This is a genomic window from Chromobacterium amazonense, from assembly GCF_001855565.1.
Classification (GTDB): domain Bacteria; phylum Pseudomonadota; class Gammaproteobacteria; order Burkholderiales; family Chromobacteriaceae; genus Chromobacterium; species Chromobacterium amazonense.
On sequence record NZ_MKCR01000023.1, the window covers coordinates 29,795 to 49,076 of the forward strand.

A 19,282-nucleotide genomic window follows, 5' to 3' on the forward strand; every position below is an offset into this window, starting at 1 on the left:
TTACAGTTTTTCGAGTTTGACCAGGAAGGCCTTGTACTCGGGCGTCTGCGTATTGCAGTCGCCCACGGCCGGCGGCAGCGAGTTGGTCAGATAACCCGGCCGCGCCACGCCCTCCCAGCCCCAGTGCAGCGGGATGCCGATCTGGTGCACGGTCTGGCCGTTGACCTTTAGCGGCATCAGCCGCTTGGTGACCACCGCCTTGGCCTTGACGAAGCCGCGGTTGGAGCTGACCTTGACCATGTCGCCCTGGACGATGCCTTTTTCGCGGGCCAAGGCTTCGCCGATTTCGACGAACTGCTCGGGCTGGGCGATGGCGTTCAGCAGCACCGATTTGGTCCAGAACTGGAAGTGCTCGGTCAGCCGGTAAGTCGTCCCGACATAGGGGAAATCTTTATGAGTGCCCAGCCGCTTCTTGTCGCTGTCGAACAGCCGCACCGCCGGGCTGGAGACGACCTTGGGATGCAGCGGATTGGTGCCGATCGGGCTTTCCATCGGCTCGTAGTGCTCGGGAAACGGGCCGTCCACCAGCTTGTCGGCGCAGAACAGCCGGCCCACGCCCTCGGGGTTCATGATGAAGGGCTGCATGCCGGAGTCCGGCGCGGCGTCGGCCTTGAAGTCCGGCACGTCGCCGCCTACCCATTTTTCGCCGTTCCAGCTGATCAGCTTGCGTTTCGGGTCCCACGGTTTGCCGGACGGATCGCAGGAGGCGCGGTTGTACAGGATGCGGCGGTTGGCCGGCCACGACCACGACCAGCCCGGCGTGTTGCCGAGGCCGGTGTCGGTGTTGTCGCGGCGAACCATCTGATTGCCGGCCTGGGTCCAGCAGCCGGAGAAAATCCAGCAGGCGCAGGCGGTGCGGCCGTCGTCCTGCAGCGCGGCGAAGCCGGGCAGCTGCTCGCCTTTCTTGACCAGCACCTTGGACGGGTCGGCCGGATCCGGCAGGTCGGCCAGCGCCTTGCCATTCATTTCCATCGCCAGCTCGCTCGGCGTCGGGGCCTTGGGATTGCGGTAGTTCCAGTTCACTTTCAGGATGGGTTCGGCCAGCTTGCCGCCCTCCTTGCGGTAAAGGTCGCGGATGGCGACGAACAACTCGCCGATGATCTCGTTGTCGCCGCGGGCTTGGCCCGGCGGCTCGGCGCCTTTCCAGTGCCACTGCAGCCAGCGCGCGGAGTTGACGATGGAGCCGTCCTCCTCGGCGAAACAGGTGGACGGCAGCCGGAACACCTCGGTCTGGATCTTGGCCGGGTCGACGTCGTGCGCTTCGCCGTGGTTCTGCCAGAAAGTGGAAGTCTCGGTGGCGATCGGGTCGATGATCACCATGTACTTGAGCTTGGAGAAGGCCTCGGTCACCTTGGCGGCGTCGGGAAAGCTGGCCAGCGGGTTGAAGCCCTGCACGATGAAGCCGTTCATCTTGCCCTGATACATCAGCTCGGTCATGTGCAGCACGTCGTACATCTTGTCCCACTTGGGCAGCCAGTTGTAGCCCCAATCATTGTCCTTGCCGGCGTTGTCGCCCCACATCCATTTCATCAGGCTGACAAAGAACTTGGGCGTATTGCTCCAGTAGTTGAACTGGTTGGCCTGCAGGGTCTTGGGTGTGGTCTTGGCGAGGTAGGCGGCCAGGTCCGGGTGGTCGGCCTCGCTCGGTAGCGTCAGGTAGCCGGGCAGGCTGGTGGACAACAGGCCCAGGTCGGACAGGCCCTGGATATTGGAGTGGCCGCGCAGCGCGTTGACGCCGCCGCCGGGCATGCCGATATTGCCGAGCAAAAGCTGGATCATCGCCATGGTGCGGATGTTCTGCGCGCCGGTGGTGTGCTGGGTCCAGCCCAGCGCGTACAGGATGGTGCCTGCCTTGTCTGGACGGGCGGTGTCGCCCAGTTCCTTGCACACCTGCAGGAAGCCGTCCACCGGCGTGCCGCAGATATTGTTGACCACTTCCGGCGTGTAGCGCGCGTAGTGCTGCTTCATCAGCTGCCAGACGCAGCGCGGGTGTTGCAGCGTCGGGTCGGTTTTGGCGTAGCCGTCGTCGCCCAGCTCGTAGTTCCAGCTGCTCTTGTCGTACTTGCTCTTGCCGGCGTCGAAGCCGGAGAACAGGCCGTCGTCGAAGTGGTAATCCTCGCGCACGATCAGCGACGCGTTGGTGTAGGCCTTGACGTAGTCCCACTGTATCTTGTCGTTCTTGATCAGCCAGTTGATGACGCCGCCGAGGAAGGCGATGTCGGTGCCGACGCGGATGGGCAGGTAGAGGTCGGACACCGAGGCGGTGCGGTTGTAGCGCGGATCGACCACGATCAGCCGCGTGCCGCGCGTCTTTTTCGCTTCTATCGCCCACTTGAAGCCCACCGGATGCGCCTCGGCGGCATTGCCGCCCATCACCAGGATGAAGTCGGCGTTCTTGATGTCCACCCAGCTATTGGTCATCGCGCCGCGGCCGAAGGTGGAGGCCAGCGCCGACACGGTCGGGCCGTGGCAGACGCGGGCCTGGGCGTCGGTGGCGACGATGCCCAGGCTGCGGATGAATTTCTGCGAGATGATGCCGGTTTCGTTGGAGCCGGCGGACGCCGTCAGCATGGCCGTGGACAGCCAGCGGTTGATCGGCACGCCGGCGGCGTTTTTTTCCTCGATGTGCGCGTCGCGGTCGTCCTTCATCAGCCGGGCGATGCGGGAAATCGCCTCGTCCCAGCTGATGCGTTTCCACTCGCTGCTGCCGGGTTCGCGCACTTCTGGGTATTTCAGCCGCTTGGGGCTGTGGATGAAATCCAGCAGACCGGCGCCCTTGGGGCAGAGCGAGCCGCGGCTGACCGGATGGTCCGGATCGCCCTCGATGTGGTAGATCTCGCCGAAGGCGTTTTTGGCGCCGTCGCCCAGGCCGTACAGGATCAGGCCGCAGCCGACGGAGCAGTAGGTACAGGTGTTGCGGGTTTCGCGCGCGCCCAGCAGTTTGAACTGGCGCACTTCCGCCAGCGCCTGCTGCGGCGCGAAACCCATGGCGACCAGGCTGGAGGCGCCCAGCTGCGCCGCGGTCAGCTTGAACAGCTGGCGTCGGGTGACTTCCATCGTCCATCTCCTCCGGGACATTCGCACCAGCAAGTCGCCAGGGAATATCCAAAACTGATAGCTTTGCCGGTTGGCTTATTTTTTTATGCTACTCCGCGATGGCAATAATGACCACCTTGTTGACAGGGATTTTGGAAGGCCGCGCAGCAGGCCGGTGCCGTACAGAGTCGAGCGTTGACTGGAGAAAAGAGAAATGGCCAGGCCGCTACGGCAAACCGGCAGCCCTGGCGTGGATGACCCAACCGGCCTGTCCAGTTATTTGTAGCAGTTTTATTACAATTTGCAGGGTAGGGATTTTGACTATCAGCGGTGGATATCGGCTTGCCAGCCGCCGCCTAGCGCGGCGGCGATCAGCAGAGGCCGCGTGCGCATGGCCCTATTCCTCCTTCAAGGGGGCGGCGATGGTCACCGGCTGGCCGTCATTGATCGAGTCTGGCGGATTGATGATCACCTTGTCGTCGGGTTTCAGCCCGGTGCGGATTTCCACCTCATGGCCGTAGTCGGTGCCCACCGCCACGGGCTGAAGGTGGACTTTGTTGTCCGGCCCGACCACCGCCACGCGGCTGCCCTTGGCGTTGAACTGCAGCGTATTGGCGGGCAGCGTCAGCGCGTCGCCCTTGGGCAGGCGGAAGGTGGCATCCACGTATTGGCCTGGCAGCAGGCCGTGGTCGGCATTGGCCACCATCACTTCCACTTGCAGGGTGCGGGTGGCGGGGTCGATGGCCCCGGCGGTGCGCGCCACCTTGCCTTTGATCGGCTGGCCTGGCGCTTCTTGGCGCGCGATGTCCACGGTCTGGCCTACGCGGATGGCGGCGGCATTGGCTTGCGGCACGTAGGCGTACAGGTGCAGCTTGTCGATCTGGGCGACGGCGAACAGAGCCTGCGGCACGCCGCCGTTGCCGGCATTGACCAGGCTGCCGGTGTCGATGTTGCGGCGGGTGACGATGCCGTCGAATGGCGCGGCGACGCGGGCGAAGTCTTGCAGGTCGCGCAGCCGTTTCCGTTCGGCGTCGGCCTGCTTGTAGGCGCTTTCCTTCTCGTCGAACTCTTGCTGCGACACCGCGTCCTGGGCGCGCAGCGTCTTCCAGCGCAGGTAGGCGGTTTTCGCCAGCGCGAAGTTGGCCTGGGCTTGCTGCGCTTGCTTGTCCACGTCCGGGATGTCCAGTTCCGCCAGCAGCTCGCCTTTTTTCACTGGCTGGCCGATGTCTTTGTGCCAGCGCTTGATGTAGCCGCTGGCGCGGGCGTAGATCTGCGCCTCGGCGATGCCTTGCAACGTGGCGGGCAGCGTCAGCTTGGCGTCGCCGCGGCTTCGGGCGGGGGTGACGACGCTGACGGTGAGCACCGCGTGGCGTTCGGCCTCCTTGGCCAGCGCTTCGGCATTGGCGTGGCGCGCCAGCAGCGTGCGGCCCAGCCCCGCCAGCAGCAGGCCAATCGCAATGACGGCGGCGATGCGCGCCTTGCGCGCTACCGCGCCGCGGCGGGCGTGGTGCAGATGGAGTTCGGGCAGGCCCTGATGGTTGTGGCGTGGCTCTGTCATGTCATGCGTCCTGTGCGGAAGGGGCGGCGTTGTCGGCCGCGCCAGTCGCGCCTTGTTTGCGTTTTTCCAGATAGCGGTGGAAGGAGGCGAACACCACCGGCACGAACAGCAGCGTGGACACGGTGGCGAACATCAGACCGCCGATCACGGCGCGGCCGAGCGGGGCATTCTGCTCGGAGCCTTCGCCGATGCCGATGGCCATCGGAATCATGCCGATGATCATGGCCAGCGCCGTCATCAGCACCGGGCGCAGCCGGGTGGCGCCGGCTTCCAGCGCAGCGGACAGCGGCGGCAGCCCTTCCCGCATGCGCTGGCGCGCGAAAGCCACAACCAGAATGCTGTTGGCGGTGGCCACGCCCATGGTCATGATGGCGCCGGTCAGCGCCGGTACCGAAAGATTGGTGCCGGTGACGATCAGCATCCAGGCGATGCCGGCCAGCGCGGCAGGGAGAGCGCTGATGATGATGAAAGGGTCCAGCCAGGACTGGAAATTCACCACGATCAGCAGGTAGACCAGCACGATGGCGCCGAGAATGCCGACGCCCAGGCCCAGGTAGGAAGAGCGCATGGTCTCCACCTGGCCGCGCATGCCGACATGGCTGCCTTTGGGCAACTGGGCCTGTTCTTCATTGATGGCCTTCTGGATATCCGCGGCCACCGAGCCCAGATCGCGGCCGCGCGCGCTGGCGTAGACGTCGACCGACGGCAGGATGTTGTAGCGGGTGACGATGGCGGGGGTGCGGCCCGGCGAGGCGCGCACCAGATTGGCCAGGGTCTGGGCGCCCATGCCATGGCTGCCCGGCGAGTTGACCGGCAGCTTCAGCAGCTGGTCTAACGAGTCGATGCGGTATTGCGGGGTCTGCGCTTGGAGGTTGTAGACGATGTGATTGTTGGGATTCAGCCAGAACGCCGGTTGCGTCTGCTGGCTGCCGGACAAGGGCAGCAGCAAGTTCTGGGCGACGTCCAGCGGCGCGATGCCCATGCCCTGCATCCGCGGCCGGTCCATGGTCAACTGGATGGCTGGCGCATCCAGCCTTTGGTGGACATGCGCGTCGGCGGCGCCGGGTATCGCCTGGATGCGGCGCAGCAGCCGGCCGGCGTAGGCGGCGTTTTGCGTCAGATCCTTGCCGAAAATCTGCACATCGATGGGCGCGGGGGCGCCGAAGTTCAGGATCTGGGTGATGATGTCTGCCGGCTGGAAGAAAAACTCCACGCCGGGGAAGCGGCTTTCCAGCCGCTTGGGGAGGGCGGCGATGTAGTCCGCGCTGGGCTTGTGATCGGGCTTCAGCGAGATCAGCACATCGGAGTCCAGCGTGCCTATGGTGCCGGAATTGCTGTACGACAGGTTGATGCCGCTATACGGCAGGCCGATGTTGTCGATGATGGAGTCTAGGTCCTGCGGCGGGATGACCTTGCGGATCTCCGCGTCCACCTGATCTGCCAGCGCCGCGGTGTCCTCGATGCGCATGCCGGTGGGCGCGCGCACGTGCAGCTTGATCTGGCCGGTGTCCACTTCCGGGAACAGATCGCGGCCCAGCAGCAAATACAGTCCACATGAGGCCAGGCAGAAACCCAGGAAGACGGCGATGAAGGCCTTGCGGCGGGTCAGCAAGTGGCTGAGCAGATGCGCATAGACCTCGCGCAGCCGCTCGAAGCGCGCGTTGAAGCGCTCATGCACGCGGTGGATGGCCGCCGCGATGCGACCCTGGCGATGCGGGTGTCCCATCAGCAGCAGGGCCAGCGTCGGCACCAAGGTTCGCGACAGCACGTAGGAGGCCAGCATCGCGAACACCACGGCCTCGGCCATCGGCACGAACAGATAGCGCGCCACGCCTTCCAGGAAGAACATCGGCACGAACACGATGCAGATGCACAGCGTGGAGACGAAGGCCGGGATGGCGATCTCGCCGGCGCCGTCCAGGATGGCGGTGTACAGCGGCGAGCCCATGTGCAGGTGGCGTTCGATGTTTTCTATCGTCACCGTGGCGTCGTCCACCAGGATGCCCACCGCCAGCGCCAGGCCGCCCAGCGTCATCACATTGATGGTCTCGCCTATCATGTGCAGCGCGACGATGGACGAGAAAATGGACAGCGGAATGGAGACGGCGATGATGGAGGTGGTGCGCCAGTTGCCGAGGAACAGCAGCAGCATCGCCGCGGTCAGCAGCGCTGCCACCAGGGCCTCATGGATCACGCCTTGCACGGCGGTTTTCACGAAAATGGACTGGTCGGCCAGCAGGCCGACGCGCAGGTCCTTAGGCAGCAAGGGCAGCAGGCCCGGCAGCTTTTCCTTCAGGTGGTTCACTACGTCCAGCGTGGAGGCGCCGCCGTTTTTGTAGATCGACATCATCAGGCCGTGCTGGCCGTTCTGCTTGACGATATTGGTTTGCGGCGAGAAGCCGTCGCGCACGTGCGCCACCTCGCGCAGGAATACCGTCGCGCCGTCGGCGGTTTTCACCGGGATGTCGTTGAGGCCGGCGATGGTGTCCGGAGAACCGTTCAGCTCCACATCGTATTCGGTGCCGCCTATCTTGGCGGTGCCGGAAGGCAGCGCCAGGTTCTGCGCGTTGACCGCGTTGACCACGTCGGTCGGCGTCAGGCCATGGGCGGCGATGGCGCGGCTGTCCAGATCCACCGACAGCAGGCGTATCTTGCCGCCGTAGGGGTAGGTGATGGCGATGCCCGGTATCGTCACAAGCTGCGGCCGCATGGTGTTGATGGCGGTGTCGAACACCTCCTGTTCCGACAGCGTTTTGCTGGACAGGCCAACCTGGATCACCGGCACGCTGGACGCGGTGTACTTGATGATCAAGGGCGGCGTGGCGCCCGGCGGCATCTGCTTCACCACCGCCTGCGAAACCGACACCACCTGGGCGATGGCAGTCTGGATGTTGACGCCCGGCTGGAAGAAGATCTTGATGATGGCGATGCCGGCCAGCGACTGCGACTCGATGTGCTCGATGTCGTTGACTGTGGTGGTCAGCACGCGTTCGTGGGTCTGGGTGATGCGGTCGGCCATCTGCTGCGGCGCCAGGCCGCCATAGCCCCAGATCACGCTGATCACCGGGATGTCGATCTCCGGCAGCACGTCGACGGGCGTGCGCATGATGGCCAGCGGGGTGGCCAGCAGGATGACGATGGCCATCACGATGAAGGTATAGGGCCGTTTCAGGGCCGTTTCGACAATCCACATAGGGTACGGCTTGCCTCGCTAGGTTGGCGCGCGGTCGCGGCGGGCACGCCATGATGCGCGCCGTCTTTGCAGCTTATGCCAGGTTTGGGATGTTCTGTGGCGGGATTGCACGGCGATGCCTTGCGGTTTTTGTTAAGGTTTGCTGCCGGCGAGGCCGGCGGAACCCATCATCCAAACTGCATTAACTGGTCAAGGGGTCGTACCGTTGACCGGGCCGGCGTCAGGCGTGGAAAAAAGTTCTAGCGCGCATCAACGCAATGAAAACAGCCCTCCGGATGGGAGGGCTGTTTGAGGATGGCTTGATGCGTCAAGACTTTTTGCGAGCGTAGCGGTTGAGCGAAACGACGCGCGTTTTGCCGATGCGATGGCGGTAGATCTCGCGCAGGTAGCACACCGCTTTTTGCACATGCTCGCGGGTCAGCCGGATGTCGTTGATCGACACGAACTTCTTGTTGTCGCGGATCAGCTCGCGGTACTTCTTCTCGTACATCGGCTTGATGGCGAACCAGTTGGTGTCCAGGATTTTGGCCGGGTTCTCGTAATCGTTCAGCAGCTTTTCCAGCAGCGTCTCGTCGAAAGTGTCCGAGGTGATCAGATCCAGTATGACATTGTCCAGGCTGTCGTCGAAGCGGTGGTTGCCATGGGCGAAGCAGCGCTTGATGTAGGCGACGATCAGCGTCAGGAAGTCATCGCTCAAGCACGGGCTCTTGGCCACCAGGGTGGTCAAGGACAGGTTGGTGGAGGCGCCGATCACCAGCGCGTAGCGCTTCAGCGTGGTGCTGGGGAACAGGTCGTTCAGGTGGCGCTTCAGCCGGTTCAGATCCAGGTAGGACAGCTTGTAGCCCTTGGGCAGCGACAGGATGGCCACCACCGACGAGCAGTTCTGGAAGAAGAACAGCTGGTTCAGCTTTTCCGCCGCGTAGCCGGACTGCTTGTACTCTTCCAGCGCCGCCCGATAGCTTTCGCATTCGATCGGCAGCAGGCTGATGCCCTCGATCGCCTGCGTCTGTTGGTTGAAGTGGGGCAGGTCGATGGAGCGGAAGAACAGGTCGTCGATGTCGAGCTTGTTGACGAAGCCGTCCGAACCCAGCGGATCGCTGACGACAGACTCGGCGTAAGCCACCGCGACCGGACCGGCCAGGCTCATGAACAGGTCGTTGGCGTCCAGCCGTATCGTCTCGCCCATGTCGATGCCGGCGCGCAGGAAGTAGTTCTCGTCGTAATCGCTGGTGACGGCCTGCGCGGTCAGGATGTTGAAGATCTGCTGCGAGATGTACTGGTTGGCGTGGCGCTCCATCGCGTTGACGTCGAGGTGCTCGATATTGCCGCCTTCGCTCTCTTCGGCGTAGCGCATGATGTCGTTGGAGATCAGCATCATCGCGTTCCACGGCCGGATGCGGCGCATCACGCTTTCGGCGCCGGCTTCCTCGTTGACGAAGTTGTAGGAAAAATCCCACTCCTCAGCCAGGTATTTGCACAGCAGGCGGCCGGCGTTGATGTGCAGCGCCTCGGAGCCTTCGGCATGCTGGCCGGAGATATTCGGCAGAATGCAGATGCCGCTGGTGAAGATGGGCTCGAACACGAAGCCGTAATCGTCTACCTGGCCGGGCTTGTCGTCGTTGCGGGTTTCGAAGGTCTTGCTCATGTAGGCGTACTGCTGAGCCAGGCCGAATTCGGACGCCATGCCGGAGCCGGTGCCGCCGCCGGCGCTGAATATGTAGAAGTACAGCCGCGACTGGTTGGCCTTGATGCCGCAGGAGTCCATCAGGTAGGAGTGGATCAGCGCCCATTCCGGGTCGGAAAAGCTGACCGTGTCCTTGTTCAGGATGATCTTGGCCAGATACTGGCCCAGGATGGGCGCGTTGCCTGCGCCGCCGGCATGGACCTCGGCCAGGTCCATGATCTTCATCTTGTTGTAATTGCTGAAGAAATCGCTCTGTTCGCCGCGGCGAGAGAAGCGGATGCGGCCCTTGATGTCCTTGTCCAGGTCGCCCAGCATCACCATGGGTTCGATCAGGAAGGCCGGCTTGGCGGTCTTGTGCTGCGACAGCAGATTGCGGCGTATCCATTTGCGCGGGCGCTGTTCCTGCTCCGGCGGGGTTTTTTCGTCGCCGGAGAATTCATTCATGTAGAAGCGGCGGGCGTTGTAGACCAGCGTCGCCACGTCCAGCGCGATATTGGAGCCGCATCGGCCCAGGCCGATCAGGCAGACCGACGGGAACGGACGCTCCACATGGGCGCCTTCGTCGTCTTCGATCTCGCGGGCGAACGCCATGCCGCGCAGCGTGTCCAGATGCTGCAGGATGCGATTGGTGTCGTGCTCGATGAAGTATTGGTACAGCCCCGACTGGGCGCGCTCGTTCAGTTGCAGCAGCGGGCGGGGGGACGAAGGCTGCGGGATGGCGGCGACTTCGTCATCGCTTGCCGGGGGATTCGAGGATTGGTCGTACATTGATTGCATGATCATCCATTCTCATTCAAGGTTTACCCTTGTCCGGGCGGTCTCGCGGGAACAGCACCGCGTTTCCAATTTGCAGCAGCTGATATTCTGGTCTTATTCACACTCCATTGTCGTGGGCAAACGGCTTTTTGACCACTAAATTCTGCTTGGCATGCGACAGCGGCATGGCTTTTGCGGCGAAGTTGCCGCAAATTTGGCGATAAAGATCGGGTGAAATGCAAAACGCCGCCCCAAGGGGCGGCGTGCAGGACGGATCAATCGGCCGGATCAGACGCGGCGCGCCAGTTCTTCGGCCTTGCCCAGATAGTTGCCAGGCGTCAGTTCCAGCAGGCTGGCCTTGACCGTTTCCGGCAGCTCCAGGCTCTTGATGAAGGCATGCAGCGTTTCGCGGGTGATGCCGCCCTTGCCGCGGGTCAGCTCTTTCAGTTGCTCGTACGGATTGGCGATGCCGTAGCGGCGCATGACGGTTTGCACCGGCTCGGCCAGCAGTTCCCACGAGGCGTCCAGTTCGGCGGCGATCTGCGCCGGATTGATCTCCAGCTTGTTCAGGCCCTTCAGGCAGGACTTCAGGCCGAGCAGGGTGTAGCCGAAGCCCACGCCCATATTGCGCAGCACGGTGGAGTCGGTCAGGTCGCGCTGCCAGCGCGATACCGGCAGTTTTTCCGCCAGATGGCCCATGATGGCGTTGGCCATGCCCAGATTGCCTTCGGCGTTCTCGAAGTCGATCGGGTTGACCTTGTGCGGCATGGTGGAGCTGCCCACTTCGTCCTTCTTCACCTTCTGTTTGAAGTAGCCCAGGGAGATGTAGCCCCACACGTCGCGGTTCAGGTCGATCAGGATGGTGTTGATGCGGCTCATCACCTGGTACAGCTCGGCCATGTAATCGTGCGGCTCGATCTGGATGGTGTACGGATTGAACGTCAGGCCCAGACCGGTGACGAAGCGGCCGCACAGGCTTTCCCAATCGATGTCCGGGTAGGCCGCCAGGTGGGCGTTATAGTTGCCGACCGCGCCGTTGATCTTGCCCAGGACTTCCTGATGCACCAGCTGCTCGCGCTGGCGCTTCAGCCGGTACACCACATTGGCCAGTTCCTTGCCCATGGTGGACGGCGTGGCCGGCTGGCCGTGGGTGCGGCACATCATCGGCACGGCGGCCAGTTCGTGGGCCAGCTTCTGCAGCTTGTGGATCACCTCGTCCAGCGTCGGCAGCAGCACGGTGTTGCGCGCGGCCTTCAGCATCAGGGCGTGGCTGAGGTTGTTGATGTCCTCGGAGGTGCAGGCGAAGTGGATGAACTCGCTGGCGGCCATCACTTCCGGATTGCCGGACAGACGTTCCTTCAGCCAGTACTCGATGGCCTTGACGTCGTGATTGGTGCGGACCTCGATCGCCTTGACCTCTTCGCCGTGCTCGACGCTGAAGTTGGCGATCACGTCGTCGATCTCGCGAATGGTGGCGTCGGAGAACGGTTTGACTTCCTCGATGCCCGGCTCGGCGGCCAGCATCTTCAGCCATTCCAGTTCCACTTTGACGCGGCACTTCATCAAACCGAATTCGGAGAACAGGTTGCGCAGGGCCTCGACCTGGCCGGCGTAGCGGCCATCCAGCGGGCTCAGAGCGGTCAACGTAGTCAGATTCATGCGGGGTATTTCCAAACGTGGTTTGCCAAACAACGGCGGGTTGCGGTACTAACGGCTCCGGCGGCGAGGCCGGTTCGATCCCTTGGCGCCGCTAACAAAACTCTCAATCCTGCCTTGTGCGCTGCCGCGCGACGCGTGCTGATCGCGTCGACGCGCCTGGGCTGAGGCGGGCGATGAGATTTTGTTATCGGCTCTTCATCACTGTAGCGCTTCGACGCCGCCTTGCCGGCGGCTTGTCTTCATCTCAAAACAAACGGGCGACTGGCGCCCGTTGTTTTGGCTCACATGCCGGGCATCATGCCCTTCATGCCTCGCATCAGCTTCATCATCCCGCCCTTGGACGAGAACTGCTTCATCATCTTCTGCATCTGCTCGAATTGATTCAGCAGGCGGTTCACTTCCTGCACCGTCACGCCGGAACCGGCGGCGATGCGGCGCTTGCGGCTGGCCTTGATCAGCTCCGGCTTGCGGCGTTCGGCCGGCGTCATCGAGTTGATGATGCCCTCGATGCGGCGCATGGATTTCTCCGCCTCCGCGCCCTGGATGCCTTGCGCCATCTGGCCCAACTGGCCAGGCATCTTTTCCAGCAGATTGGCCATGCCGCCCATCTTCTTCATCTGCTGCATTTGGGCCTTGAAGTCCTCCAGGTCGAAACCCTTGCCGGACTTCAGTTTCTTGGCCATCACCTCGGCTTCCTTCTGATCGATGCCCTTCTGGACCTCTTCGATCAGGGACAGCACGTCGCCCATGCCCAAGATGCGGCTGGCGATGCGGTCCGGGTGGAACGGTTCGATGCCGGTGACTTTTTCGCCTACGCCGATGAACTTGATGGGCTTGCCGGTGACGTGGCGCACCGACAGCGCGGCGCCGCCGCGCGAATCGCCGTCCATCTTGGTGAGGATGACGCCGGTCAGCGGCAGCGCTTCATTGAAGGCCTTGGCGGTGTTCACCGCGTCCTGGCCCTGCATCGCGTCCACCACGAACAGCGTTTCAATCGGATTGATCGCGGCGTGCAGCGCCTTGATCTCGTCCATCATCGCCTCGTCGATGGCGAGGCGGCCGGCGGTGTCCACCAGCAGCACGTCGAAGAAGTGGCGGCGCGCGTGGTCGATCGCCGCGCGGGCGATGTCAACCGGCTTTTGCGACGCATCGGACGGGAACCATTCGACGCCGACTTGCGAGGCCAGCAGCTTCAGCTGCTCGATGGCGGCGGGACGGTAGACGTCGGCCGATACCACCAGCACCTTCTTCTTCTGGGTTTCTTTCAGCCTTTTGGCCAGTTTGCCGACGGTGGTGGTCTTGCCCGCGCCTTGCAGGCCGGCCATCAGCACGATGGCGGGCGGCACGGCGGCCAGGTTCAGCTCGTCGTTCTTCTCGCCCATCAGCTTGATGAGCTCTTCGTTGACCACGCCCACCAGGGCTTGGCCCGGGGTCAGGCTACCCATCACGTCCTGGCCCAGCGCGCGCTCCTTCACCTGGGCGATGAAGGTTTTGACGACGGGCAAGGCCACGTCGGCCTCCAAGAGCGCCATGCGCACTTCGCGCATCGCGTCCTGGATATTCGATTCGGTCAGCCGCGCGTTGCCGCGCAAGGTTTTCATCACGCCGGACAGGCGGCTGGTCAGGTTGTCTAGCATGGTGCTGTCCTTACTCTCTGCCAACGATTAGGCAGCTTGGTGTAGACTCTCAAACTGTCGATTTTATCACGAGCCGCCGGGTAAGCGCCCGGATTTGATCACACACCTTATATATGACCAGCCTCCTGCTCGTTTTGACCCTGTTTCTGATTCTGTCCTATGGCGCCTTCACCTGGCATTACCTGGCCAACTGGAAGGGCGTGGCCCGCTGGCCGCGCAATCCGCGTCTGGAACACAGCCTGCTGGGCGTGCTGCTGCTGGTGCAGGCCGTGGTGGTGGTGACGCCGCTCAGCGTCAGCGGCGGATTGTCGCTGGGCGTGGGGCACGCCCTGAGCGTGATGGTGTGGATCATGCTGCTGATCTATTGGACCTGCAGCTTCTTCTACAAGGTGGAAGGGCTGCAGCTGTTCATGATGCCGCTGGCGATGGGCGCGCTGGCTTTCGCCGTCGCCTTCCCAGGCCGCCACATGGTCAGCGATCTGTCCAATCCGGCCTTCGTGCTGCATATCCTGGTGTCCATGCTGGCCTACAGCCTGTTCGCCATCGGCGCGCTGATCGCCGTGCTGATGCTGCTGCTGGAGCGGGCGCTGCATCACCGCAGGGTGTCGCTGCTGGCCAAGCAGCTGCCGCCGTTGCTGACGTTGGAGACCATGATGTTCCAGGTCATCGCCGTCGGTTTTCTGCTGTTGACGGTGACCTTGCTGACCGGAGTGGTGTTCTCGGAAGAGGTTTTCGGCAAGGCCGCGGCGCTGACGCACAAGACGGTGTTTGGCGTGCTGTCTTGGCTGATTTTCGCCGGATTGCTGATAGGCCGGCGCCTGAAAGGCTGGCGCGGCCGAGTGGCGATACGCTGGGCTTTGGCCGGCTTCCTGTCCTTGATGCTGGCATACGTGGGCAGCAAAGTGGTTTTAGAATTGATCCTGCAGCGCGCATAAGCTGCACGTCATAAAACCGAGACCCATTTGCAAGACACCTTCCATCAAGGAGTTCGCCATGAAGAAGTGGTTTGCTGTGTTGGCCAGCCTGTTGCTGTCGTGCAATTTCGCCTGGGCGGCCGTCAATCTGAATACCGCCACGCCGCAGCAGCTGGAGGCCTTGAACGGCATCGGCCCAGCCAAGGCCAAAGCCATTGTCGATTACCGCACCAAGAACGGACCGTTCAAGACGGTGGATGATCTGAAAAAAGTCTCCGGCATCGGCGAAAAGACGCTGGAAAAGCTGCGCAAGGATCTGGTGGTTGGCGGCGCCGCGCCTGCGGCCAAGCCGGCGGCGAAACCGGCCGCGAAATAGCTCTGGCGTCCGCGCCTCGGGCGCGGCGGCCTGCATGGGAACCGCCATCCGGCAACGGTTGGCGGTTTTTGCATGTATGGTGCTGCGCCTGCTGGCTGAATTGTGTTGTAAAAAATTCACAACAGAGTAGGGGTGTTGTTTCTTAACCGCACAACTTGATGCATTGCGCTTACGTGAATGGCTTTCCTATCAAGAGTTTGCGGATGATGATGTTGTTTTTTTGGTAATTTTGCAGGCCCTGAATCGGTTGATCTTTGTTTTTTCGCAACGCCAGTCTTATATTGGCAACAGCGACCGACGGAATATACCGTCGGCACATAAATGTCCGGGCCAGCGGCCTAAGCCGATGAGTCAACAGGACAAAATCAACTGACTTGAAAGGATCTGCAATGAACAAGAAGCTCATCGCTTTGGCACTGGCCGCCCTGCCAGCCGCCGCCATGGCGGATGTGACCATCTACGGCCAAATCCGCGGCGGTTATGAATATAACAAGACCTATAGTTCCACCTTGTCCAAGGACGCTAACGGCAATCCACAAGGCAGCTCTGAAATCAATGACTGGACTTCTCGCCTGGGCTTCAAGGGCAACGAGGATCTGGGCAATGGTTTGAAGGCAATCTGGCAGGTTGAAAGCCGAGTGAATGTAGACGGCAGCAACAGTACCGGCTTTGGCACTCGCGACACATTTGTTGGCTTGGCTGGCGACGGCTGGGGGCAGATCCGTTTGGGCCGCCTGTCTAACTACCCCAACCTGGACATGGAACAAGTCGACCCGGGGTACTACAGCGGCCAGAGCGTAGGCGGCCTTGGCATGTTCACTCGTCTGGATGATCGCGTGAATAATGCGGTTCGTTACGATAGCCCGACTTGGTATGGTTTCAGCTACATGGCCTTGTGGGGAGTTGACGAGACACGAGCTGTGGGCTTGGACGGAGCGCGTACCAATAGGCAATTTGTCAACATTGGCTTGAGCTACGAAAACGCTGGTTACTTCGGCAAATACAGCTATGCCAGCTGGGGTGATGCTTCCAACGTTGCAGGCAGCAACAAGGACTGGCACCGCCTCGAAGCAGGTTATAATGCCAATAACATTTACTTGGCATTCGGCTATCAGCAAATTCAAGGTTATGGCTTCGGTAGCTACTACAATTCGGCCTTGGGGACCAAAATTAACGCCGCGTATATTACTGGCGGGGTGTCGCAAGCAGTGATTGATACCAGCAAGCTGAAGACCAAGGAATTGGCATTGACTGGTGGCTATACTTTTGGAGCTTTTACCCCGTACTTCTCTTACGCCAAGGGGTATGACGCGAATTTCAATGGCTCCACAGTCAATAATTCGGGCTATGACCAGTATGTGTTGTCTCTTGATTATGCGGTCTCGAAGCGTACGGAAGTTTACACTTCGTATGGCCATGTCAAGTGGAAGCTCCCGGGCGCCGACAATGAGAACTCCTTCGGTCTCGGTTTGATCCACCGCTTCTAAGACGATTCACTTTGTTGCGAGAAAAGGACTGCTGCGGCAGTCCTTTTTCGTTTTCATGGCAATTCAGTGCCGCAGGATGCCATGACATGGCGGTGAAGGATTGCCGCTGAGCCGCGGCGATATTTTGCATATAATAGCGTCAAGGCCTATGGCTTCAAACTCACACGACAAAACTGGACCCATTTCGCTTATGGAAGCTACGGCAGGGATTTCCGGCCTCGGACGGGCCTTGGTTCAGCATAATATGCTGTTGCAGCAGGATGCGGAGGCGATTCAAAAGCACGCCGCCGCCTCGCATATCAGCTTTGTCGAACAGCTGATACTCAGCAAGAAGATGAGCGCCCGCGATGTGGCCGTTTTTGCTTCCCGCGTGTTTGGTTATCCGCTGTTGGACATGGCGGCGCTGGATACCGAGCAATTGCCCAAGGGGCTGGTGGACGATGAGCTGATCACCAGCCGGCGCCTGCTGCCCTTGCTGAAGCGCGGCAACAAGTTGTACATCGGCACGTCCGATCCGACACAAACCTCCGCCTATCATGCGATCACCTTCAAGACCGGCTTGACGGTGGAAATCGTGGTGGTGGAGGACGACAAGCTGTCCAAGCTGGTGGGCCGTTATCAGGACAGCCCGGCGTCGGCCTTGAAGGAGCTGGAGGGCGAAGACTTCGGCGATCTGGAATTTGGCGATCCGGACGCGCCATCCGAGGCCGGTCCGCAAATGGAAGTGGATGACGCGCCGGTGGTCAAGTTCATCCACAAGATGCTGCTGGACGGCATAGGCGTGGGCGCTTCGGACATCCACTTCGAGCCTTATGAAAAGTACTATCGCATCCGCTACCGGGTGGACGGGGTGCTGAAGGAGGTGGCGCAGCCGCCGCTGATCCTGAAGGAAAAGATCGCCTCGCGCATCAAGGTGATCTCCAAGCTCGACATCTCCGAGAAGCGGGTGCCGCAGGATGGCCGGTTGAAACTGGTGATTTCCAAGACGCGCGCCATCGACTTCCGCGTCAGCACGCTGCCTACGCTGTTCGGCGAAAAGATCGTGATGCGGATTCTGGATTCCTCTTCGGCATCGTTGGATATTGAACAATTAGGCTTCGAGCCGGAGCAGAAACAACAGCTGCTGGACACCATCGAGCGGCCGTACGGCATGGTGCTGGTGACTGGGCCGACCGGCAGCGGCAAGACGGTCTCGCTGTACACCTGCCTGAATATCCTGAACAAGCCGGACACCAATATTTCCACCGCGGAGGACCCGGTCGAAATCAACCTGCCGGGCATCAATCAGGTCAATGTCAACGAGAAGGCCGGATTGACCTTCGCTTCCGCCCTGCGCGCTTTCCTGCGGCAGGACCCGGATGTGCTGATGGTGGGCGAAATCCGCGATTTCGAAACCGCCGACATCGCCATCAAGGCCGCGCAGACCGGTCATATGGTATTTTCCACGCTGCATACCAATAACGCGCCCGCCACGCTGACTCGTCTGCTGAATATGGGGGTGGCGCCGTTCAATATCGCCAGCTCGGTGTTGCTCATCATGGCGCAGCGCCTGGCGCGCCGGCTGTGCGCGCACTGCAAGAAACCATTGGAGATTCCGGAAGAGGCCTTGCTGCGCGCGGGTTTTGCCAAGGCCGAGCTGGACGGCAGCTGGCAGCCCTACGGCCCCGTCGGTTGCGACGAGTGCCGTAACACCGGCTACAAGGGGCGGGTGGGGATTTATGAAGTGATGCCGATCAGCGACGCCATGACGCGCTTGATCATGAAGAACGGCACGGCGGTCGATATCGCCGATCTGGCGAAGAAAGAGGGCATGCTGAACCTGCGGCAATCTGGCTTGCTGAAGGTGAAGCGCGGCGTCACTTCGCTGGCGGAAATCGAAGCGGTCACCAACGACTGAGCAGGCGATAAGCGGCACGGCGCATGGCGTGGTCCTGAAGTGAACAAGGAAGGTTGGGAGTGATGGCGACGACAACAAAAAAAACGAATCCGGGACATATCTGGGAGTGGGAAGGCAAGGACAAGTCCGGCCGAGCCATCCGCGGCGAGTTGCGCGCCGAGTCGGAAAACGTCGCCAAGATGCAATTGCGCCGCCAGGGCATCAGCGTGGTGAAAATCCGCAAACGCCGGGCTGGTTTCGGCCGCAAGATCACGGAAAGAGACATTACCCTGTTCACCCGCCAGCTGTGCACCATGATGCGCGCCGGCGTGCCGCTGCTGCAGGCTTTCGACATCGCAGCCAAGGGGCACAGCAACCCCGCGGTGACGCGCATGCTGCTGGAGGTGCGGGCAGACGTGGAGACCGGTATCTCGCTGGCCGAGGCGTTCCGCAAGCGGCCGCTGCATTTCGACAAGCTGTTCTGCAACATCATCGCCGCGGGCGAAGCCGGCGGTGTGCTCGATTCTTTGCTGGACAAACTGGCCACCTACAAGGAAAAGGTGATGGCCATCAAGTCCAAGATCAAATCGGCGCTGATTTATCCCGCGGCCATCGTCGGCACCGCTTTCGTCATCACGGCGGTGATCATGATTTACGTGATTCCGGCGTTCAAGGACCTGTTTTCCAGTTTTGGCGCCAATCTGCCGGCGCCGACGCTGTTCGTGATCTGGCTGTCTGATTTGTTCATCCGCTTCTGGTGGCTGATATTCGGTTCCATTTTCGGCGGGCTGTTTGCTTTCTTCTATGCGTTCAAGCGCACGCCCAAGCTGCAGGAGCAGATGGACCGCATCCTGCTGAAGTTGCCGGTGATCGGCGACATCATCCGCAAAGCCACCATCGCGCGCTGGGCGCGCACGCTGTCGACGCTGTTCACCGCCGGGGTGCCGCTGGTCGAGGCGCTGGACTCCGTCGGCGGCGCCGCCGGCAACCAGGTATACGCGGAGGCGACGCGCCGCATCCAGGCCGACGTCAACACCGGCTCCAGCCTCAGCTTTTCCATGCAGCGCACCGATCTTTTCCCGAATATGGTGCTGCAGATGACCGCC

At 61.7% G+C, this 19,282-nt stretch carries 11 protein-coding genes; 5 read left to right on the forward strand and 6 right to left on the reverse strand.

Going from position 1 to position 19,282, the window contains the following annotated elements; genetic code table 11:
* From fdnG to ffh, 6 genes are all read right to left on the reverse strand, one after another.
* Complete coding sequence (fdnG, locus tag BI343_RS10120) at nt 1–3,057, reverse strand: formate dehydrogenase-N subunit alpha (protein ID WP_083340898.1); 3,057 nt, start codon at nt 3,055–3,057, stop codon at nt 1–3.
* 376 nt (nt 3,058–3,433) lie between these two features.
* On the reverse strand, nt 3,434–4,594 hold the full coding sequence (locus BI343_RS10125) for an efflux RND transporter periplasmic adaptor subunit (RefSeq protein WP_071109604.1): 1,161 nt from the start codon (nt 4,592–4,594) through the stop codon (nt 3,434–3,436).
* Nucleotide 4,595: 1 nt separating this feature from the next.
* Nucleotides 4,596–7,787, reverse strand: coding sequence for an efflux RND transporter permease subunit (locus tag BI343_RS10130; protein WP_071109605.1), 3,192 nt, complete (start codon nt 7,785–7,787; stop codon nt 4,596–4,598).
* Nucleotides 7,788–8,094: 307 nt separating this feature from the next.
* Nucleotides 8,095–10,254 carry a hypothetical protein gene (locus tag BI343_RS10135; protein WP_106077647.1) on the reverse strand — a complete coding sequence of 720 codons (2,160 nt, stop codon included), beginning with the start codon at nt 10,252–10,254 and terminating at the stop codon, nt 8,095–8,097.
* A gap of 261 nt (nt 10,255–10,515) precedes the next feature.
* Nucleotides 10,516–11,886, reverse strand: a complete 1,371-nt coding sequence (gene purB / locus BI343_RS10140) for an adenylosuccinate lyase (protein ID WP_071109606.1) — start codon at nt 11,884–11,886, stop codon at nt 10,516–10,518.
* Nucleotides 11,887–12,167: 281 nt separating this feature from the next.
* A complete protein-coding gene (gene ffh, locus BI343_RS10145) occupies nt 12,168–13,523 on the reverse strand; it encodes a signal recognition particle protein (protein ID WP_071109607.1) in 1,356 nt (451 codons plus the stop codon).
* A gap of 113 nt (nt 13,524–13,636) precedes the next feature.
* Here ffh and BI343_RS10150 point away from each other — a divergent pair, with 113 nt between their 5' ends.
* From BI343_RS10150 to BI343_RS10170, 5 genes are all read left to right on the forward strand, one after another.
* Entirely contained in the window at nt 13,637–14,458 is an 822-nt protein-coding gene (locus BI343_RS10150; RefSeq protein WP_043621924.1) for a cytochrome C assembly family protein, read from the forward strand.
* Nucleotides 14,459–14,516: 58 nt separating this feature from the next.
* Nucleotides 14,517–14,813 (forward strand): ComEA family DNA-binding protein, encoded by a 297-nt coding sequence (locus BI343_RS10155; RefSeq protein WP_071109608.1) that lies wholly within the window; start codon nt 14,517–14,519, stop codon nt 14,811–14,813.
* Nucleotides 14,814–15,202: 389 nt separating this feature from the next.
* Nucleotides 15,203–16,300 carry a porin gene (locus tag BI343_RS10160; protein WP_071109609.1) on the forward strand — a complete coding sequence of 366 codons (1,098 nt, stop codon included), beginning with the start codon at nt 15,203–15,205 and terminating at the stop codon, nt 16,298–16,300.
* 190 nt (nt 16,301–16,490) lie between these two features.
* Nucleotides 16,491–18,197, forward strand: coding sequence for a type IV-A pilus assembly ATPase PilB (gene pilB / locus BI343_RS10165; protein ID WP_071109610.1), 1,707 nt, complete (start codon nt 16,491–16,493; stop codon nt 18,195–18,197).
* Nucleotides 18,198–18,259: 62 nt separating this feature from the next.
* The coding region (locus BI343_RS10170) for a type II secretion system F family protein (protein ID WP_071109611.1) at nt 18,260–19,282 on the forward strand (1,023 nt) is incomplete at its 3' end.